Genomic DNA, 19165 nt, shown 5'->3' with positions numbered 1-19165 from the left:
TACACAATAATTCAGAACATGTGGTTAGGAAAAAGTTCCAACTCATAACAAAAAAAACTGCAATGCGAGCTTTAGTGATGTTTTCGGTGGTGGCAATCACGGCAGGTTGTGCCACTTCACCACCTCGAGATCCAGAAAATATTTGTAATATTTTTGACGAACGCCGAGATTGGTGGCGGGCTGCAAAATCAATGAATAAAGAGTGGGGTGTACCGATTCACGTGCCTATGTCGATTATGTATCAAGAAAGCTCTTTTAAGCATAACGCGGCACCGCCTCGTAAATATATTCTTGGTTTTATTCCTTGGGGCCGCATTAGTGATGCTTATGGCTATGCGCAAGCCAAAACCATGACATGGGATGATTATATTCGTGAAACCGGCAATCGCCGCGCTCGGCGCGATAATTTTGCTGATGCTATGGATTTCATTGGGTGGTTTATGGATAAATCACAACGAATTAACGGTGTTTCGAAGTGGGATGCTTACGCGCAGTATTTAAATTATCATGAGGGTTGGGGTGGCTATCAGCGCCGCACATATCTACAAAAAGAATGGTTAGTGCAAGTTTCACGGCGGGTAGATGCGCGCGCTATTACTTACGCGCAGCAGTTGAATCAATGTGAAGATAAGCTTAACCGCGGTTGGTTCCGGCGCTTGTTCTTTGGCTGATGGCTTAAGTTATGGTAAGAATTAAATAAGAAAGGCGTTCAGAGGTGAACGCCTTTCTTATTTCTGTTGAATGCTTTTAGTGCAGAAATATAAGTATTACTTGCCCAATAGTTTACGTTTCTTTTTCGGGAGCGGCTGAATGCGTACTTTTTCAATGCGATTATCAGTTACCGATACTATTTCAATAGGGTAACCGGAAATACGGATACACATTGGAAATTCAGGTATATCGCCGAACTCTTCAATAATCAGGCCGTTCAAAGTTTTTGGGCCATCAATGGGAAGCTCAATTTTAAGCTCCCGATTCAAATCACGTAAGTTCACGGTGCCTTCAACAATGAAGCTACCATCGGCTTGCTTATCCATGTGTTCGTGGCTTTGGCCACCAATGGTAGTGGTAAATTCGCCAACAATCTCTTCGAGAATATCCTCTAGTGTAACTAGCCCTTGAATATCACCGTATTCATCAACAACGAGGCCAATACGCTCTCTATTACGTTGGAATTTTACTAACTGCACGTTCAGTGGGGTGCCTTCGGGTATAAAGTAGATATCACGGGCTGTGCGCACTAACGAGGCTTTATCTGGGTCAACTTGAGTGCGGGTGAGCAAGCGCAAAACATCACGGGCGTGCAAGAAGCCAATGGCATCATCGATTTCGCCACGGTAGAGCAAAATAAGGGTGTGTTGCATATGATTCAATTGGCGAATAATGGCTGGAAGTTCATCGTTGATATCGATAGCAGCAATTTCACTACGCGGAATCATTATATCGTCAACGGTAACTTTTTCGAGATCGAGGATACTGATTAACATTTCTTGGTGGCGCGAGGGAATCAGTGAGCCAGCTTCGTGCACTACCGTTCGCAGTTCCTCTGCACTCAGCGTATCGCGGCCAGCCGATTTAGGATTAATACCTATGATGCGCATAATATTATTAGTAATGAAGTTAACCGTGGCTACTAGCGGGTAAAATATCTTCATTAGTGGTGAAAGCAACAATGAGCTTGGGTAGGCTACTTTCTCGGGGTGCAGTGCAGCAATTGTTTTCGGGGTTACTTCAGCAAATATGAGAATAACTAATGTAAGTACAACAGTTGCAATAGCAATACCATAATCACCGTACAAACGCATACCAATAATAGTGGCGATAGCTGATGCGGCGATGTTAACTAAATTGTTGCCGATTAGGATCAGGCCGATTAAGCGATCGGGACGGTCAAGCATTGCCGATACACGCTTTGCTCCTTTATCTCCACCTTGCGCTAAATGCCGCAGTTTATAGCGGTTTACCGACATCATTCCCGTTTCAGACCCAGAGAAATAACCGGAAACAATGATGAGAATAAAGAGAATTAAAAATAATGTACTGGTAGCAATGTCGTTCAAGAGAGAACCCTGTGGTTTATTATAAGACTCTTAATGTATGGATAGCCGCGATGAAGTCAAGGCTAACGCTTCATTATCATCAGTTAGCTGATAATAATATCACGGACAAACCGGCTACCAAAGTAACCAAGGATAAGTAATACGCTAGCGATAATTGTGCAATATACCGCAATACGGCCGCGTAGCCCACGCCAGTAATGAACTACAACGATGGCACCAAAACTTAAGCAGGCAGCTAATGATAAAATAGTTTTATGTAATTGGCCGCGGGCAAAAATATCATCGAGATAAAAGAACCCAACAATAATTGCAAGGGCGAGCAACACACTACCGGCAGTGAGCAAACGGAAGAAGTACTGTTCCACCGACATCAATGAAGGCATGCGTTCAGATACTGCTTTTACACTGTGGGTTTTTAGCAAACGGTTCACATATAGCAGCTGTATGCCATAGAGAGTGGCAAGGGTAAGAATACTTGAGGCTAATAATGCTAAACTGATATGTAAGGCAAAAATAGGTGTCATTTCCAGCGGCCGGCCAACATCAGCAGGAACCACGTAAAGCGCGAACAAACTCATGGCCGCAAGAACAAAAATAGAAGGGCGTAGCAGCAAACTTGCTGGGTGTTCACCACGGGCACTGTTAAAAACGCATATAAGCCAAGTGATGAGAGCCAATGTAGTAAATAGATTTATTTTTACTAACGAGGTTTCTGTTAGCACGGTGGCCAAAACGGTAAAGTGGCCAATAAGGGCTAATACCGAAATAATAAGGGTGCGACGCTGCATCTTTTGTGGCGAACTGATACGCTTGCTCAACAGAAGGCCAGCAACTAAATAGGCAACAATGCTGAATGTGGTTAATGCTGTGAGCATTGGTAATCGAATCCTTATTTCCGGTTTAAAGCGCTCTGAACGCTTTTGTTGGCATTTTCATGCTAGCAAAATAGTAAAATAAAGTAAGAGTATAGGCTTGTAAATCGGCAAACCCAACCTCATTCCGTTATAATACCCGAAACTCGGCTTACAGGAAGATAGTATGTTTGAAAACCTGAGCGATCGTTTATCGCAAAGTTTACGCAATATCAGCGGACGCGGGCGATTAACCGAAGATAATATTAAAGATACATTACGCGAAGTACGTATGGCGCTGCTTGAAGCAGATGTTGCGCTGCCAGTAGTGAAAGAATTTATTGCGAAGGTAAAAGAGCGAGCACTTGGCGTTGAGGTAAATAAAAACCTTAATCCAGGGCAGGTTTTCGTGAAAATCGTTCAGGCTGAACTAGAAGCCGCGATGGGCGAAGCCAATACGCCATTAAACTTAGCTACGCAGCCGCCAGCGGTAATGATGATGGCGGGCTTACAAGGTGCAGGTAAAACCACCAGTGTGGGTAAACTTGCGCGCTTCTTGAAAGAAAAGCAGAAGAAAAAAGTATTAGTAGTAAGCGCCGATGTTTATCGCCCAGCGGCTATTGCTCAGTTAGAACGTTTAGCAGCCGATGTTGATGTTGAGTTCTTTCCATCTAATGTTGATCAAAAGCCGGTTGATATCGCGAACGCTGCTATTGATTACGCCCGCAAAAAATTCATTGATGTAGTGCTGGTGGATACCGCCGGCCGGTTAGCCATTGATGAAGCTATGATGGCTGAAATCAAAGCCTTACATGCGGCGATAAACCCAATTGAAACCCTGTTTGTTGTTGATGCAATGACCGGGCAAGATGCGGCAAATACCGCCAAGGCCTTTGGTGAAGCGCTGCCTTTAACGGGCGTGATTCTAACTAAGGTTGATGGTGATGCCCGTGGTGGTGCAGCACTTTCAATTCGCCATATTACCGGGCAGCCAATTAAGTTCCTCGGCGTGGGTGAAAAAAATGATGCGCTAGAACCATTTCACCCCGATCGGGTAGCCTCACGTATTCTCGGTATGGGCGATATGCTCTCGCTTATTGAAGAAGTTGAATCGAGAGTTGATCGGGAAAAAGCCGAGAAAGTTGCCAAAAAGGTAATGAAAAGCGGTAAATTCAGCCTTGAAGATTTTCGTGAGCAGCTGCAGCAAATGCGCAGTATGGGCGGAATGATGGGCTTAATGGATAAACTTCCTGGCATGGGCCAAATGGCAGGGAAAATGCAAGGGCAAATGGACGATAAAGTAACCATTCGTATGGAAGCTATTATTAGTTCGATGACACCGAAAGAGCGCGAACATCCGGATTTGATCAAAGGCTCGAGAAAACGCCGAATCGCCGCTGGCTCTGGTGTGCAGGTGCAAGAAGTAAATAAATTGCTGAAACAATTCTTACAAATGCAAAAAATGATGAAAAAAATGAAAGGCGGCGGGATGGCGAAAATGATGCGGCAAATGGGTGGCAAGATGCCACCAGGAATGTTCCCTGGCCGCTAAGAATCTTCCCAAACCCTCAGTTTTACTTGCGTTTACGCGAAAAATACGTAGAATAATGCAGCCCCCCAACCTAGTGTTGGGTGGGTTTCTTTAACCTTTGAAAACATTGAAAAAGATAGGATAACGGTAATGGTAACCATTCGATTACAACGGGGTGGCGCTAAAAAGCGTCCATTCTACCAAATGGTAGTTACCGACAGCCGAAACGCCCGTGATGGACGTTTCATTGAGAATGTCGGTTTCTTTAACCCGGTAGCTCGTGGCCAGGAAGAAAAAGTACGTGTAGATCTAAACCGTGTTGAACACTGGGTAGGTCAAGGCGCACAACTTTCTGAGCGCGTAGCCAAGTTGATCAAAGACGCGCGTAAAGCTGCGTAATCAACAAACCGGTACACAACTGAATATGAGTGAATCTCAAGCAATGGCAGAACAGCAAACTCAAGATAATGAGAACGTAGTAGTAGGCACCATTGGTGCAGTTTACGGAATCAAAGGATGGGTGCGCATCAATGCTTACACTGAGAATCAAGAAGGCATATTCGATTACAGCCCGTGGCTAATTGGCCACAATGGGCAGTGGTGCGAGATCGAAGTGAGCCAATGGCGTTGGCATAACAAAGATCTGGTAGCACGTTTGGCGGATATTCAAGATCGGAACACTGCGCAGCAGTTTACCGGGTTGGAGATCGCCGTTCCGGTAGCAAAATTACCGGAGCTTGCAGAAGATGAATTTTATTGGCGTGATCTTGTAGGGCTACGTGTTGTAAATACTGAAAATTACGATATGGGTACTGTGAGTCATCTGTTATCTACCGTTGCGAATGATGTATTGGTAGTAACAGCCAACAATAACGATGCGTTTGGTAAACGTGAACGCCTAATTCCGTTTCTGCAATCACAATACATTGTGAAGGTTGATGCAGAAGAAGGCCGGATAACGGTAGATTGGCCAGCTGATTTCTAATGGCTGCGAGTTTGCATGTGGGAGTTGTATCTCTCTTTCCGGAAATGTTTAGTGCGATTACTGAATACGGCGTAACTCGGCGGGCGGTACAAGAAGGTTTACTTTCAGTAACCCCTTGGAATCCTCGAGATTATGCAACAGATCGCCATCGCACCGTGGATGATCGCCCTTATGGCGGTGGGCCCGGAATGCTGATGATGGTTGCTCCGCTTCGTGCCGCAATACGCGATGCAAAAGCAGGAGTTCAGCAACAAGCTGGCGTGGAACCAAAAGTGATTTACTTATCGCCGCAAGGCCGCAAGTTAGATCAGCAAGGTGTTCGCGAACTCTCTCAACATAAAGCGTTAGTGTTAGTTGCGGGTCGTTATGAAGGTATAGATGAACGTGTAATTGAAGCCGATATTGATGAAGAGTGGTCGATTGGGGATTTTGTTCTCAGTGGTGGCGAACTCCCAGCAATGGTGATGATTGATACGTTAGCGCGCGAAGTGCCAGGTGTTTTGGGGCATCAAAATTCAGCAACGGAAGATTCTTTCGCTGATGGATTATTAGATTGCCCACATTATACGCGGCCTGAAGTTTTGAACGGCAAGCAGGTTCCGTCGGTGTTACTTAGCGGTAACCACGAAGAAATAAGGCGGTGGCGGTTGCAACAAGCCCTAGGGCGAACGTGGCAGCGGCGACCAGAACTCTTAAATAACCTAGCTCTGACTGACGAGCAGCAGAAACTGCTAAATGCATTTATCGAAAGTATCGATTCGCAGCAGCAGGATTAGCTCGGGTAGTATAATCTAGGCGGAGAAAATCATGGCTAAAGTAAGCAAGACTATTATTAAGTTGCTTGAAGATGAGCAGCTGAAGCAAGATCTCCCGGCATTCGCTCCGGGTGACACTGTTGTCGTCAATGTAAAGGTTAAAGAAGGTGAGCGTGAGCGTGTACAGGCCTTTGAAGGCGTTGTAATCCGTATCCGTAACCGTGGTTTACACAGTGCATTTACAGTTCGTAAAATTTCGAACGGTGAAGGCGTTGAGCGTACTTTCCAAACGCATAGCCCACTTATCGCGGGTATCACCGTGAAACGTCGTGGTGCTGTTCGCCGTGCGAAACTGTACTATCTACGTGAGCGTAGCGGTAAATCTGCTCGTATCAAAGAAAAGCTTGGTTAAGCTTCTCTTCGAGCATAAAAAAGGCCCTCCGGGGCCTTTTTTTGTGCCTATTTTCGGGACTTAACGTGAGGGGCTTCCGTGGTGTGAGGGCTTACCACCTCGAACCGCTCGAGCACATCCATGTGACGCTATGATCCGCGCCATCCTTGGCGCGGACATTTCGAAGTGGCAAGCCCTCACACCACTCGCGCCCTTCACGTTCAGTCCCTGAAGCTCCACACGGAATGCCTTCCGTGCTGTAGGGGCTTACACCACCGAACCGCTCGAGAACATTCATGTGGCGCTATGATCCACGCCATCCTTGGCGCGGACATTTCGAAGTGGCAAGCCCTCACACCACTCGGGCCCCTCACGTTCAGTCCCTGAAGCTCCACACGGAATGCCTTCCGTGCTGTAGGGGCTTACACCACCGAACCGCTCGAGCACATCCATGCGGCGCTACGATCCGGGTTTTAGTTCCAATTGGTAACGGTTACTGGAATCTCGCCACCGGTCATTGTTAGCTCGATGGAAACTACGCCGCCGCTGTTGGCCATATCAGCCAAGGTGTCACAATCAACGTCGTCAGCACATAGAAAGTTATGAGGTGGAAGTGAATAAACACCCTCCTCAATAAAGACAAAAGCATCATGGATTAAGGTTACGGATTCATAATTATAGATGGTACCAATGGCATCTTGCTCTTCTCGCAATACTTCCAAAATCCGATACTCAGCACTAAAACCATCGGCCGGCGGATCGGCTAATTCAACGATTTCCACCAATAGTTCATACTCAGTACCAAATTCGTACTCAAAGTCTACTAGCAATGCAATTGTGCCCTGAATTCCACCGGATTCATTTATTAAATATGGAGAGCAAATAGTTCTGAATTCATTTGTGGGCGGACAAAGTGGCGGGTTGCTGCCAATCGTAACGGTGAGTCTTTCATTGTCGTTATCGCTTGAATTGCAACCTACAAGCGCGAGTATCAATAAGAGGCAGAGAAGGTATCTATTATCCATAATAGTTTCACTTTAGTTTCCAAATAGTAACGTCACTCTACGTGTATCTAACTGATAAGTGAATTATTAAATAAATGCCCGGCTATTATTTGAAGCTATGAGCTGAACGTCGTACGTGGACAATATTCAAAAGCGAAGGTGGAGGGCGCGAGTGTGGTAAGGGTTTGCCATCTCGAAATGTCCGCGCCAAGGATGGCGCGGATCATAGCGTCACATGGATGTGCTCGAGCGTTTCGAGATGGCAAACCCTTACTGCACGGAAGCCCTTCACCGAAGCATTTGAATATTGCGTGCCGCACTCTGCGTATTGCGTGCCGCATGGGCGCGCGGTAGTATCGTGGGATACTGAGGAGAAGTGGTGTGGATAGTAGGTTACAGCGGTTACGTGAAGAGATAGATGCGGCGGATTCGGAGTTGGTGGCATTGTTGGCGCGCCGGATGGATATTTCGCGGCAGATCGGAGAAGTTAAGCATGATCTTGGGCAGCCTTTGTATGTTCCGGAGCGTGAGGCTGCGTTAATTGCGGCGCGGCGCGAAGAGGCCGAAGTGCAAGGTATGAGCGGTGATGTGATTGAGGATGTGTTGCGCCGGGTAATGCGTGAATCGTATCAACGCCAGAAACATCAGGGCTTTCGGCGCACCGGCGATGGCCAGCGCAACATTGTTGTTGTGGGTGGTAAAGGGCAGCTCGGGTCGCTCTTTGCGCGGTGGTTTGCGCTTTCCGATTATCCCGTAGTGGTGATTGATAAAGATAATTTAGATGAACTTGCAGATGCGGTTGAGTATGCAGCGCTGGTGCTTATTTCGGTGCCGGTATCACTCACTACTAACGTGATAGAAGCCTTACCGGAGCTACCGAGTGATTGTGTGCTCGCTGATTTAACTTCGGTGAAGCGTGAGCCTTTAGCTGCAATGCTAGTGAAGCATTCAGGGCCCGTGCTTGGGTTGCATCCAATGTTTGGCCCTTCAGTACCGACACTGGCAAAACAAACGATTTTGGTGGCGCCTGGCCGCGATGCCACAGCGGCACAGTGGCTCCTGCGCCAGTTTGAAATTTGGGGCACCACCATTCATGAACTCTCAGCCGAGCAACACGATAAAGCGATGTCTGTTATTCAGGTAATGCGGCATTTATCTACATTTGTATATGGCTATCATTTGGCTCATGAAGATATTGATTTAGATGAGTTATTGAATCTAAGCTCGCCGATATACCGTTTAGAGTTGTTAATGGTGGGCCGTTTGTTTGCCCAGAGCCCAGAGCTGTATGCCGATATTATTTTAAATGATCAAGATCAGCACCGAATGATTCGCCGCTACTTGCAGCGTTTTACTAAGCTTTTAGATGTTATTGAAACAGAAGGGCGCGAAGGCTTTATTCGTGAGTTTCGCGGTGTTGCCCGCTGGTTTGGCCCGCATGCTGGGCAATTCCTGAAAGAATCGGTAAGTTTGTTGCAGCACGCCGATGATGCAAAACGATAGCTACATCGTGGTAACTAAATCAGCTTATGCGTTTCTAAAAGCTGCGCTAAAGCATCGGGTGCTACGGGTTTATGTAAGGTTTCATTCATTCCCGCATCACGGCAATTATCTAAATGAGTGGAACTTTGGTGGCCAGTAAGGGCGATGATGGGTGTGTTGCTGAAGGCAGAATCTTTGCGCAGCTCAATGCATACTTCAGCGCCGGTAAGATCATCCATTTCGTAATCGAGAATGATTAATTGCGGTTGTTTATCTTTGGCGAGTGCTATGGCATCGGTGCCGTTACTCGCGCAAATAATTTCTAGTGAGTAACTGGCGAGCATTGCTTTTAATACTTCTAAACTGATGAAATCATCATCGGCAATTAATATGGTATTCATAATACATCTTTTGTTGAAAGCTTAAGGCGCAGGTTGCCATGCTGAAGCCGCTAGTGTCAATGTTAGCCGAGCCACCAGAAAATCCAGAACAAATTAAGCGATAATAGAATAAAGCCATAGCCGCCATGCAGTTGCTTCGGTGGGGTAATGTTTGAGTTTGTAATGGTTTTCTTGCCGGTAATCATCGGGCCAATAAAGTTCTTGCGCATCACCAGATATACGAAAATAGCGACGATGTGCAAGGCAATCAAAATCAGAATAAAATCAAACGCCTGCTTATGATATGAGGTGAGAGCGCGAACTACGTCGTTATTTACGGTATTGGCTAACGGGCCGCGAAAGAATATGGCATCATCGGTAAATAGGCCGCTAATCGCTTGCGCGAGTAATAGCACGAGCATCAGCACTACAATAAGGCCACCACCTGGGTTGTGGGTTAAGTGCTCTTTGCTGAAGGGGCTTTTTAGGTAGCCCCACACCGCTTTTGGGCCACGCAAAAATTGGCTAAAACGGGCTGGAGAACTGCCAAAAATACCCCATAAAATGCGGGTAATAATGAGTGCGAGCATAATTAAACCGAGCTTATGATGAACATCGATAAACTCTATAATATTGCCATTAAACTCCAGGTAATCGAGATTTCCGCCGGTGTACCACAGGCCAGCGAGAACAACTACGAGCAGCCAATGAAAGCCACGCACAAAACCATCCCAAAGCTTAATAACCATATTGCCTAAGCCTTTTATTAATCAGCGCGATAACCTTCATGGCATTGTTGGCAAGTACGAGCCGTGGCCATGAATTTAGGGCGAATACTGCGTAAATCACCGCTTTGTGAAGCTGTGGCTAGTTCGTGCGCGGCTTTATTGAATGCTTCCGATTTTTCGCTGAAATCACCCCAGTTTTCCCAAATACTAGGCAGCGCATCACTGTTCTCAGTAACTCCGTGGCCAGCGCCAGAAAAACCATCGAATGGAATGTAGCTCAGGTGTTTCAGAGCTTCAGCACGTTTTTGGAAAGATTCTGCATCAAACTCAATTTCGCCGCGAACCATTCCGGCCATATGGCCAAAGTTTTCGCGAATAAGTGAAAACGCACTCTGCCGATATTTAACCGCATCTTCGGCATCAGCAAATGCATCTGCGGTGGCTGGGGCGCTGTATTGTAATGCTGTTACGGTGATAACCGCTGTGGCGGCAACTGCTAATATCGAGGTAAAGCGCATAATAACTACTCCTTGGTAAAAACATTTGATTAATACCCGCATTTAGCATCGTATTTTGCACAAACGTATATTATTTATTAGGCCATGCTATGGCGAGCCACTCACAAACCTAACAATTAAAATAACATTTCTGCCGAATATATCTAGCTTAACTATCTAATATGGCAATTAAATGGCGTTTTCATCTCCTTAACATAGCAGTTCATCTAGCGGTGCATTGTGCCGGTGGTGGATAAAGGTTTTAATGGTAGTAATAAATAGAAAAATTTCGCCAAAGTGTTTTGGCGTTGGCAAAATAAAAACAAACAGGGGATACCCATGAAGCAACTTCCAATCAAGCGAACGGCCATTTTAGTTGGCTCGGGTTTGCTTGCAGCTGGATTAACCTGGACAAGTGTGGCCGACCAAACCACACCCGTTCAAGGGTTATATCAGCACAACCCGAATCTGATTGCGTTCACCAATGCAACACTTGTTACCGAGCCTGGCGAGCGTTTGGAAAACGCCACTCTAGTAATGGAAAACGGAATTATTCGTTCCATTGAGCGCAATAACCGCGCCCCAAATGGAGCTCGAGTGATTGATGCTTCTGGGTACACGTTATACCCAGGCTTTGTTGATGCATACTCTAATTATGGTGTTGAACAACCAGGCCAGCCCGCACCTCGTGGCCGCAGTGGCACACCGATTTACAGTAATGAGCGGCAAGGCGGTAATGCATCGAATTCAGCTATTCACGCTGAAAAAAGTTGGGTAGATACATTCAAACCGAACGCTGACCAAGCTAAAAGCTACGTAGCGCAGGGTTTTACCACAGTTCAGAGTGCGCGTTTAGATGGTATCTTCCGCGGCCGCGCAACTACCGTATCGCTTGCAGATACGATTGCTAATAACGCAATTTATCAAGCTAATGGCCAACATTTTGCTTCGTTCGATAAAGGCAGCTCAACGCAACAATACCCAGCCTCGCTAATGGGGAGTATTGCGTTAATTCGACAAACTCTATCGGATAGCCGTTGGTATACAGAAGCCGCTGGCTTGCGTGCGAGTAACGGCCAAGTAGAATTTAATGCGGCCTTAGCTGCGTTGGCAGGGCTGAAAGAACAAGGCTTGTTATTTCATGCCAACGATGAACAAAGTTTGTTGCGGGCTCATCGCGTATTAAACACCTTTGAGGTGCCGGTTACTTACATTGGTTCTGGCTTTGAATATGCCCGCCTAAACGATGTTAAAGAAACCAATGCTCGATTAATTTTGCCGTTAAATTTCCCAGCAGCTCCGCAACTTGGTGAGCAATATGCTGAGTTAGATGTTTCACTCGCCGATTTGCGGCATTGGGAACGGGCGCCAAGTAACCCAGCAGTGCTGGCTGAAGCGGGTGTTGAGTTTGCCTTTACTTTGCACGGTATAGATAAAACAGCTGATTTTTGGCCAAATATTCGTAAAGCAGTGGCGCATGGCTTGAGTAGTGATAACGCCTTGGCCGCGTTAACTACTGTTCCTGCTCAGATCGCAGGTGTTGCTAACCAAAGTGGTAAGTTAGCCGCCGGCTATCGCGGTGATATCGTAGTAAGCCGCGGCGATCTATTTGCCGATGGTGAAATTGTTTCAGTATGGCTGCAAGGTGAAGAGACTAAGCTGCAATCAATGCATCCAGTTGATTTCGCAGGCGAGTGGCAGTTACAAGCCTTTGGTACCGAGTTTACTTTGAAGGTATCCGGAAATGGCGGTTCGAACGCTGATTTAAGTTTGGGCGATGCTAGTGTTCGCGTTGCCAACCTAAGTTCAGCTGATGAACAGTTGCGTTTCAGCGCAAACCTAAATGATTTAGGCATGCCTGGGGTTTATCGTTTCGCGTTATCACAAGCTTCTTTGAATAGCTTACAAGGCTCAGTTCAGGACGCTGCAGGGCAAACTCATCCCCTTAGCGCACAAGCTGTAGCGGCTGAAACCGAAACAGAAACTCAAACAGCAGCTACAGATACGCAACCTGCTGAAGTTATTGGCCAGCTTACTTATCCTAACGTTGCTTTTGGCCGCACAAGCCAACCAGAACAGCAAAATTTGCACATTCGTAACGCTACGGTGTGGACGGCTGATGATCAAGGTGTACTAGAAAACACTGATATTATCGTTCGTAACGGTTTAATTCATCGGGTTGGCAAAGATTTATCAACTCCGCGTGGTTACACTGTAATTGATGCCACAGGCATGCACATTACACCGGGTATTATTGATGAGCATTCGCACATTGCGATATCTCAGGGTGTAAACGAAGGCACTGAAGCAATTACTGCTGAAGTTCGTATTGGTGATGTAGTTAACCCTGATGACATTCACATTTATCGTTCATTAGCGGGTGGCGCTACCATTGCTCATTTGCTGCATGGTTCGGCTAACCCAATTGGCGGGCAGGGGCAGACAATTAAACTTCGTTGGGGTGAAAATGCTGAAGGCCTGAAGTTCCGCGAAACGCCCCCTACGATTAAATTCGCTTTAGGCGAAAACGTGAAGCAGAGCAACTGGGGTGGCGCGAACACTATTCGTTATCCACAAACGCGCATGGGTGTTGCACAAATCATGCAAGATGCTTTTCAGCAGGCACGCGAATATGAACAAGCGAAGGCAGATTACAATAGCTTGAGCCGAGCTGAAAAACGCCGCACTGCACCACCACGAATTGATTATCGTTTGGAATCAGTTCTGCAAGTAATTAACAGTGAACGCCACACTCATGTGCATTCTTATGTTGCTTCAGAAGTGTTGGCACTCATGGACGTAGTTGAGCAGCAAGGTTTCAAAATTCACACCTTCACGCATATTTTAGAAGGTTATAAAGTGGCCAAAGAAATCGCGGCACATGGTGCTGGTGCTTCCGGTTTCGCCGATTGGTGGGCATTCAAAATCGAAGCATTCGATGCGATTCCACACAATATGTGCTTAATGATGGAGCAAGGTGTTCTTACTAGCATCAATTCTGATAGTAACGATTTGCAGCGTAGGTTGAACACCGAAGCTGCAAAATCAGTTCGTTACTGCGGCATGAGCGAAAATGATGCTCTGAAAATGATTACCTTATATCCAGCGATGCAGTTAGAAATCGATGAATATGTAGGTAGCATTACCGCAGGCAAACATGCTGATTTGGTGTTTTGGAATGCTCACCCATTATCGGCTTATGCGCAAGTTCAAGAAACTTGGATCGAAGGCCGTAAGTACTTTGATAGAGCCGATGATTTAGCCGCTCGTGAAGCTGTTGAATTGGAGCGTCAGGCGTTGATTCAGAAAGTATTAGGAGCGGGCCCTGAAGCATACGAGGGAACTCGCAATGGCTATCGTCAGCAACAGCCTACGTGGCATTGCGAAGATAATCATGATGTTTGGTTAGATTGGTTTGGTGATCATCATCATGGCCACAGCCACGAGCTTGGAGGCGCACAATAATGAAAAAATTAATTTTATCGCTAGCTATAGGTTTAGCCATTAGTAGCGCAGCGATTGCCAACAATGTGGTACCAGGAAGCAACCAAAGCCAACCCGTGTTGTTGCAAGGCGGCACTGTGCATACGGTTAGCAATGGTGTGTTAGAAGGTGCCGATATTATTTTTGCGGATGGCAAAATTATCGAAATTGGTATGAATCTCAGTGCGCCAGAGGGTGCACGAGTTCTGAATATCTCAGGGCAGCACGTATACCCGGGCTTTATCGCCCTTGATACCACGCTTGGCTTGGTAGAAATGGGAGCGGTTCGCGCCACAGTAGATACCAATGAAGTAGGGAACTTTACTCCTGAGGTGCAAGCACATCATGCGTTTAATGCTGATTCAGATGTTACCCCAACGATTCGCTATACCGGCATTACGCACGCTCAAATCGTTCCGCAAGGCTCTTTAGTTCGCGGCCAATCTAGCTTGTTAAAGTTAGATAGCTGGAACTGGCAAGATGGCCTTGAGCAAGGGGATTTGGGCATTCACCTTACTTGGCCGCGCGTGGGATTGAACAACGCTTGGTGGGAACGCCGTTCGGCAGCGGAACAGCAAAAAGCGCAATCGGAACAGCGCAGTGAGCTAAGCGACATAATGGAAACCGCCAAGGTTTATCATGAGGCTCGAGATCGTGGTGTGCAAACACGTATCGATCGCCGTTGGGAAGCTATGCGTGGTTTGTTTACTAAAGAGAAAAAGCTATTTGTACATGCCGATGATCGCCGCCAAATAGAGCAAGCACTGGCGTTTAATGAGCGCCATGGCTTCGATTTGGTGATTATGGGCGGCCGTGATTCCTGGATGGTAGCTGATAAGCTTGCAGCGGCGAATGTGCCGGTTGTTTTCGGCTCTGCCTATGGCTTACCGGCGCGGGTTGATGAAGCCTATGATACTGCGTTTACAACGCCTGCTCGCCTAGCGGAAGCTGGTGTAGAGTTCGCGATCGCCTACCCAGGGTTCTGGGATGTGCGTAACCTCGCTTTTGCGGCAGGCAATGCAGTAGCCTTCGGTTTAGATTATGATCAAGCGGTAGCTTCGATTACTTATGGCCCGGCAAAAATCATGGGTGTTGAAGATCGTTTAGGCACTATTGATGTTGGCAAACAAGCAACATTAGTGGTTTCTACAGGCGATGCGCTTGATCAGTTAGGTCAGGAAATTAACTTTATGTTTATTGATGGCCGTGAAGTGAACCTGAGTAACAAGCAGAAACAGCTTTATGAAAAATATCAGCAGCGAATCGTAACAGATTAATTTCTTCGAGATATCTTAAGCAAGATGTATCTCACTGAATGATATTTAATATCGAAAAAAAAGTGCCAATGAAAATTGGCACTTTTTTTGTTTAATTTGTTTCTATTTGTTTTTGTAGTGGCTGTGCTAACCTTGCAAAGATGGCATGAACAATAGGATTAAAACCATGAGTTTGTACACCGAATACGCCAATGATGGCAAGCATTTCATTATTCATATTAAGGGGAAATTTGATTTTGGTTTAGTGCAGGAATTTCGGCAATCCTATGATGGGTTAAGTGATCGCGTTACTACAGTTGTGATTGAGCTTCGAGAAACCGATTACATCGATAGTTCGGCTTTGGGAATGCTGTTAAATATGCGCAAATCACTCGGTGCAGGTAGCCGCAACATTCATTTGATTAATTGTCGCCCTGAAATTCGGCAAATCCTCGATATTTCCCGTTTTGATAAACTCTTCATCATTGATTAGCCCAAAGTGCGCGTTCTAATTGTAGGTGGAAATAAAGATAGCCAACAAGAACTAGCATTGATGGTTCAACGTTTCGGCTACGAAGCAAATAGTGTTTCTTGTGGTGAAGATGCACTTGCTGCTTATACGCCATTTTCTCCTGATGTTGTGCTACTTGATATAGCAACCAATGATGTGGTGATTGATGTTTTGGTGGCAAAGCTTAAAGCGCTAGCGGGCGCAATTTATTTGCCAATTCTTTTTCTAGCGAGCGCTGATAATGAATCATTACTTCTCGAATGCTTGCAGGTGGGCGGTGATGATTTCCTAACAAAACCATTCGATTCAATTATTTTCCAAGCAAAAATGCGGGCTCATATTCGCACCCGCGAGCTAAGCCAATCGGTGGCTGAAAAAAACAAGAGCTTGGCATGGCATAGTGAGCATATGCACCAAGAACATCGAATTGTGCAGAACATGTTTTCAAATGCTTTGAATCGAAGCCTGCAGAATTTCAGTAATGTTGAAACCTACTTGCTACCACATACCCGATTCAATGGTGATTTATACCTGTTGGCTCGAGGGCCATTGGGAAATCTATATCTTCTGCTTGGTGATTTCACCGGCCATGGTTTGCCGGCCGCGATTGGCACATTGCCAGCATCACAAACCTTTTTCGCAATGGCGGAGTTGGGCTCGCCTGTTGGTCAAATTGCGGCTGAGATAAACCGGCAATTACAGCAGTTACTTCCTGAAAATATGTTCTGTTGTGCAACACTGCTCGAGCTTTCGGCATCAGGTGAGCGCATTAGTTGGTGGAGCGGTGGCATGCCGCCGGCAATGTTAATTTCAGAAGATAATGAAATTAAAGAGTATTTGCAGCCTCAGCATATGCCTTTGGGAATTCTTCCTGATTTGGAATTTGAAAGTGGAATTACCATTACGCGAGCAGCTCCTGGAGATCGCTTATTACTCTATTCCGATGGTGCCGTTGAAATTGGTGTACAAAATGGTAAAGCCCTCGGTTATGACCGTTTCAAACAGATGGGTAAGGATTGCCAATGGCAGTTATCGGAGCTCGCACAAGCTTTAGATTCGGCTATTCAAGAGGTTGGAACCGATGATGATCTTTCTATGGTGTTGCTTCGCTGCTTGCCCACAGGTTTAGCCAGGAAAGAAAAAGATGATGAGCGTTCAAAGATGCCTTTTCATTTATCGGTTAAGCTTGGCCCGGAAGAAATTCGTGGTGTTGATCCGGTTGCCACAATTTTACGCGGGCTTTCTCAAATCGAAGGCTTTCGAGAGTTCAAAGCGGCTCTGTATACGGTGCTGGCGGAAGCTTATAACAACGCAGTGGACCATGGCCTATTGCGGTTAGCTTCGTCGGCTAAGAGCTCTCTTGATGGCTTTGATACTTACTATATAGAGCGCAGTAGGCGTTTGATTAGGCTGCAGCGTGGTTTTGTTGAGATTGTTATTAATTATGTGCCGAAAGATGCATGCTTTTACATAAAAATTTGCGATTCGGGGCCGGGCTTCAAAGCAGGAAACAGTGAACTTACTGAATATTCATTTGGCCGCGGATTAATGTTGATGAAAGAGCTCACACGCGATTTAGTTTGGAGTGATGGTGGCCGCTGCGTTGAATTCACCTTTTCACTGCGTTAACAGCTACGGTAACAGTTACCGTAACTGCTGCGTTAGTTACCAGGTTAGGCAAGAGCGGCGGGATTATTAGGCGTTAGCCACCGCTCAGCTTAACTTTGTAACCTTGCTGCTGCAGATATTGCATGCAATTATCGCGCTGATCACCCTGAATTTCGATATTAAAATCTTTTACTGTACCGCCAACACTGCAGCGGGCTTTTAGTGCTTTTGCGATCGGCTTTAACTCGCCAGAGGTTAGCCCTAATCCTTCAATCACGGTAACGCCTTTCCCTTTCCGCCCTTTAGTTTCACGGCGAATGCGCACGATACCATCAGTTTCAGGTGCCGTTTCTTCTGGTTTTGGTTCTTCGATACGGCCTTGTTCGGTACTGTAAACAAGCCGCGAAAGCTGATCGCGCATATAAACTCCGATAGTACGAATTTTGATGTGTGATAATAAAACTTGTGTTAGCTGCAGCTGATGTTTGACACATGGCATAGATACTGACAATCTTAGTTCATTATAGAATATAAGCCTAGCCAAACTCAAAGATGCAACTATGAAACTACAGCAGCTCCGTTATATCGTTGAAGTGCTCAACAACAATCTAAATGTATCTGCAACCGCAGAAGCTTTATATACATCGCAGCCTGGAATAAGCAAGCAAGTGCGTATGCTGGAAGATGAGCTAGGCGTGCAGATTTTTGGCCGAAGTGGCAAACACCTAACGCATGTAACTGCAGTGGGTGAAGAAGTTATACAAATTGCTCGGGAAGTATTATCGCGGGTAGAAGGGATTAAAGCTGCCGCATCACAATATAATCGCCCGGATCAAGGAACCTTGAATATTGCTACCACGCACACGCAAGCGCGCTATGCGTTGCCGAAAGTTATTCAAGGCTTCATTGATAAATACCCAGATGTTTCACTGCATATGCACCAGGGTTCGCCAGAACAAATTAGTGAGTTTGCCGCAAAGGGCAAAGCCGATTTTGCCATAGCCACCGAAGCACTGCATTTGTATCAAGATCTCATCATGCTGCCGTGTTATCGCTGGAACCGCTCTATCTTAGTGCCACCGAATCATCCATTAGCAAGTAAGGTAGATGTAAGCATTCAAGATATTGCCGAGTTTTCGCTGGTTACCTATGTGCACGGTTTTACTGGCCGTTCGCGTTTAGATCAGGCATTCAGTGAAGCTGGCTTGGTGCCAAAAATAGTGTTTACTGCAACCGATGCCGATGTGATTAAAACTTATGTGCGAATGGGCTTGGGTATTGGCGTAATTGCCACTATGGCGTATGAAAAGGAAAAAGATAGTGATTTGGTGGCGATTCCGGCCGATCACCTATTTGCTCCCAGCACTACCAAAATTGGCTTTCGAAAAGGCGTGTTTATTCGTAGCTATATGTATGATTTTATCGAGCGATTTGCCCCTCACCTCACGCGTTCAGTTATCGATGAGGCAATACGGTTGCGCGAGCATACAGCGATAGAACAAATGTTCAAGGATATTGATTTACCTACTTACTAACGCGAATATAATTACGCGAAAATACTGAAGCGAAAATATTGAAGCGAAAATAAGACATAAAAAACCCAGCAATGCTGGGTTTTTTTAGATACACGCGAACTAATACTT

19 protein-coding genes are annotated in these 19165 nt (G+C 46.0%); 12 read left to right on the top strand and 7 right to left on the bottom strand.

Annotated elements, in window-relative coordinates; all coding sequences use genetic code 11:
• The first annotated feature begins 62 nt into the window (after positions 1 to 62).
• Positions 63 to 671, top strand: coding sequence for a transglycosylase SLT domain-containing protein (locus A28LD_RS10645; protein ID WP_050795172.1), 609 nt, complete (start codon positions 63 to 65; stop codon positions 669 to 671).
• A gap of 96 nt (positions 672 to 767) precedes the next feature.
• On the opposite strand, the gene A28LD_RS10640 is transcribed toward A28LD_RS10645, so the two are convergent.
• Both A28LD_RS10640 and A28LD_RS10635 read right to left on the bottom strand, forming a co-directional pair.
• Complete coding sequence (locus A28LD_RS10640; RefSeq protein ID WP_007421088.1) at positions 768 to 2060, bottom strand: HlyC/CorC family transporter; 1293 nt, start codon at positions 2058 to 2060, stop codon at positions 768 to 770.
• Between the two features lie 83 nt (positions 2061 to 2143).
• Positions 2144 to 2935 carry a cytochrome C assembly family protein gene (locus A28LD_RS10635; RefSeq protein ID WP_007421087.1) on the bottom strand — a complete coding sequence of 264 codons (792 nt, stop codon included), beginning with the start codon at positions 2933 to 2935 and terminating at the stop codon, positions 2144 to 2146.
• Positions 2936 to 3098: 163 nt separating this feature from the next.
• Here A28LD_RS10635 and ffh point away from each other — a divergent pair, with 163 nt between their 5' ends.
• The 5 genes from ffh (at position 3099) to rplS (ending at position 6594) form a co-directional block, all read left to right on the top strand.
• Positions 3099 to 4463: a signal recognition particle protein gene (gene ffh, locus A28LD_RS10630; RefSeq protein WP_007421086.1), complete on the top strand. Its 1365-nt coding sequence runs from the start codon at positions 3099 to 3101 to the stop codon at positions 4461 to 4463.
• Between the two features lie 129 nt (positions 4464 to 4592).
• Positions 4593 to 4841: a 30S ribosomal protein S16 gene (rpsP, locus tag A28LD_RS10625; protein ID WP_007421085.1), complete on the top strand. Its 249-nt coding sequence runs from the start codon at positions 4593 to 4595 to the stop codon at positions 4839 to 4841.
• A gap of 25 nt (positions 4842 to 4866) precedes the next feature.
• Positions 4867 to 5427: a ribosome maturation factor RimM gene (gene rimM / locus A28LD_RS10620; protein WP_050795171.1), complete on the top strand. Its 561-nt coding sequence runs from the start codon at positions 4867 to 4869 to the stop codon at positions 5425 to 5427.
• Entirely contained in the window at positions 5427 to 6203 is a 777-nt protein-coding gene (gene trmD / locus A28LD_RS10615) for a tRNA (guanosine(37)-N1)-methyltransferase TrmD (RefSeq protein ID WP_007421083.1), read from the top strand. The genes rimM and trmD overlap by 1 nt, the downstream gene beginning before the upstream one ends.
• A 31-nt stretch (positions 6204 to 6234) precedes the next feature.
• The gene (gene rplS, locus A28LD_RS10610; protein WP_007421082.1) at positions 6235 to 6594 is read left to right on the top strand and encodes a 50S ribosomal protein L19; all 360 of its coding nucleotides are present in this window, start codon (positions 6235 to 6237) and stop codon (positions 6592 to 6594) included.
• A gap of 452 nt (positions 6595 to 7046) precedes the next feature.
• On the opposite strand, the gene A28LD_RS10605 is transcribed toward rplS, so the two are convergent.
• The gene (locus A28LD_RS10605; RefSeq protein ID WP_007421080.1) at positions 7047 to 7598 is read right to left on the bottom strand and encodes a DUF4377 domain-containing protein; all 552 of its coding nucleotides are present in this window, start codon (positions 7596 to 7598) and stop codon (positions 7047 to 7049) included.
• A 360-nt stretch (positions 7599 to 7958) separates the two neighbouring features.
• On the opposite strand from A28LD_RS10605, the gene tyrA reads away from it, so the two are divergent.
• The gene (gene tyrA / locus A28LD_RS10600) at positions 7959 to 9080 is read left to right on the top strand and encodes a bifunctional chorismate mutase/prephenate dehydrogenase (RefSeq protein ID WP_007421079.1); all 1122 of its coding nucleotides are present in this window, start codon (positions 7959 to 7961) and stop codon (positions 9078 to 9080) included.
• A gap of 14 nt (positions 9081 to 9094) precedes the next feature.
• On the opposite strand, the gene A28LD_RS10595 is transcribed toward tyrA, so the two are convergent.
• The 3 genes from A28LD_RS10595 to A28LD_RS10585 form a co-directional block, all read right to left on the bottom strand.
• The gene (locus A28LD_RS10595; RefSeq protein ID WP_007421078.1) at positions 9095 to 9460 is read right to left on the bottom strand and encodes a response regulator; all 366 of its coding nucleotides are present in this window, start codon (positions 9458 to 9460) and stop codon (positions 9095 to 9097) included.
• Between the two features lie 62 nt (positions 9461 to 9522).
• Positions 9523 to 10188 (bottom strand): cytochrome b/b6 domain-containing protein, encoded by a 666-nt coding sequence (locus tag A28LD_RS10590; RefSeq protein WP_007421077.1) that lies wholly within the window; start codon positions 10186 to 10188, stop codon positions 9523 to 9525.
• A gap of 17 nt (positions 10189 to 10205) precedes the next feature.
• Positions 10206 to 10685 carry a c-type cytochrome gene (locus tag A28LD_RS10585; RefSeq protein WP_007421076.1) on the bottom strand — a complete coding sequence of 160 codons (480 nt, stop codon included), beginning with the start codon at positions 10683 to 10685 and terminating at the stop codon, positions 10206 to 10208.
• Between the two features lie 318 nt (positions 10686 to 11003).
• Here A28LD_RS10585 and A28LD_RS10580 point away from each other — a divergent pair, with 318 nt between their 5' ends.
• The 4 genes from A28LD_RS10580 (at position 11004) to A28LD_RS10565 (ending at position 17543) form a co-directional block, all read left to right on the top strand.
• Positions 11004 to 14129, top strand: a complete 3126-nt coding sequence (locus tag A28LD_RS10580; RefSeq protein ID WP_007421075.1) for an amidohydrolase family protein — start codon at positions 11004 to 11006, stop codon at positions 14127 to 14129.
• On the top strand, positions 14129 to 15424 hold the full coding sequence (locus A28LD_RS10575; protein WP_007421074.1) for an amidohydrolase family protein: 1296 nt from the start codon (positions 14129 to 14131) through the stop codon (positions 15422 to 15424). Before A28LD_RS10580 ends, A28LD_RS10575 begins: the two co-directional genes overlap by 1 nt.
• Before the next feature lie 166 nt (positions 15425 to 15590).
• On the top strand, positions 15591 to 15896 hold the full coding sequence (locus tag A28LD_RS10570) for an STAS domain-containing protein (protein ID WP_007421073.1): 306 nt from the start codon (positions 15591 to 15593) through the stop codon (positions 15894 to 15896).
• A gap of 6 nt (positions 15897 to 15902) precedes the next feature.
• Positions 15903 to 17543 carry a SpoIIE family protein phosphatase gene (locus tag A28LD_RS10565; RefSeq protein WP_007421072.1) on the top strand — a complete coding sequence of 547 codons (1641 nt, stop codon included), beginning with the start codon at positions 15903 to 15905 and terminating at the stop codon, positions 17541 to 17543.
• A 73-nt stretch (positions 17544 to 17616) separates the two neighbouring features.
• On the opposite strand, the gene yciH is transcribed toward A28LD_RS10565, so the two are convergent.
• Positions 17617 to 17943, bottom strand: a complete 327-nt coding sequence (yciH, locus tag A28LD_RS10560) for a stress response translation initiation inhibitor YciH (protein ID WP_007421071.1) — start codon at positions 17941 to 17943, stop codon at positions 17617 to 17619.
• Positions 17944 to 18082: 139 nt separating this feature from the next.
• On the opposite strand from yciH, the gene cysB reads away from it, so the two are divergent.
• On the top strand, positions 18083 to 19057 hold the full coding sequence (gene cysB / locus A28LD_RS10555) for an HTH-type transcriptional regulator CysB (RefSeq protein WP_007421070.1): 975 nt from the start codon (positions 18083 to 18085) through the stop codon (positions 19055 to 19057).
• Positions 19058 to 19165: the final 108 nt, after the last annotated feature.

It is taken from the genome of Idiomarina sp. A28L, from assembly GCF_000218785.1.
GTDB lineage: Bacteria > Pseudomonadota > Gammaproteobacteria > Enterobacterales > Alteromonadaceae > Aliidiomarina.
The sequence above is the reverse complement of the archived record's forward strand: the minus strand, read 5'-3'. Positions and strand labels throughout refer to the sequence as shown.

Bases quoted from the DNA above. Each gene is read 5' to 3' on its own strand.
- A28LD_RS10645 (WP_050795172.1), top strand. From the start codon at position 63: ATGCGAGCTTTAGTGATGTTTTCGGTGGTGGCAATCACGGCAGGTTGT.
- A28LD_RS10635 (WP_007421087.1), bottom strand. From the start codon at position 2,935: ATGCTCACAGCATTAACCACATTCAGCATTGTTGCCTATTTAGTTGCT.
- ffh (WP_007421086.1), top strand. From the start codon at position 3,099: ATGTTTGAAAACCTGAGCGATCGTTTATCGCAAAGTTTACGCAATATC.
- rpsP (WP_007421085.1), top strand. From the start codon at position 4,593: ATGGTAACCATTCGATTACAACGGGGTGGCGCTAAAAAGCGTCCATTC.
- rimM (WP_050795171.1), top strand. From the start codon at position 4,867: ATGAGTGAATCTCAAGCAATGGCAGAACAGCAAACTCAAGATAATGAG.
- trmD (WP_007421083.1), top strand. From the start codon at position 5,427: ATGGCTGCGAGTTTGCATGTGGGAGTTGTATCTCTCTTTCCGGAAATG.
- rplS (WP_007421082.1), top strand. From the start codon at position 6,235: ATGGCTAAAGTAAGCAAGACTATTATTAAGTTGCTTGAAGATGAGCAG.
- A28LD_RS10605 (WP_007421080.1), bottom strand. From the start codon at position 7,598: ATGGATAATAGATACCTTCTCTGCCTCTTATTGATACTCGCGCTTGTA.
- A28LD_RS10595 (WP_007421078.1), bottom strand. From the start codon at position 9,460: ATGAATACCATATTAATTGCCGATGATGATTTCATCAGTTTAGAAGTA.
- A28LD_RS10590 (WP_007421077.1), bottom strand. From the start codon at position 10,188: ATGGTTATTAAGCTTTGGGATGGTTTTGTGCGTGGCTTTCATTGGCTG.
- A28LD_RS10585 (WP_007421076.1), bottom strand. From the start codon at position 10,685: ATGCGCTTTACCTCGATATTAGCAGTTGCCGCCACAGCGGTTATCACC.
- A28LD_RS10580 (WP_007421075.1), top strand. From the start codon at position 11,004: ATGAAGCAACTTCCAATCAAGCGAACGGCCATTTTAGTTGGCTCGGGT.
- A28LD_RS10575 (WP_007421074.1), top strand. From the start codon at position 14,129: ATGAAAAAATTAATTTTATCGCTAGCTATAGGTTTAGCCATTAGTAGC.
- A28LD_RS10570 (WP_007421073.1), top strand. From the start codon at position 15,591: ATGAGTTTGTACACCGAATACGCCAATGATGGCAAGCATTTCATTATT.
- yciH (WP_007421071.1), bottom strand. From the start codon at position 17,943: ATGCGCGATCAGCTTTCGCGGCTTGTTTACAGTACCGAACAAGGCCGT.
- cysB (WP_007421070.1), top strand. From the start codon at position 18,083: ATGAAACTACAGCAGCTCCGTTATATCGTTGAAGTGCTCAACAACAAT.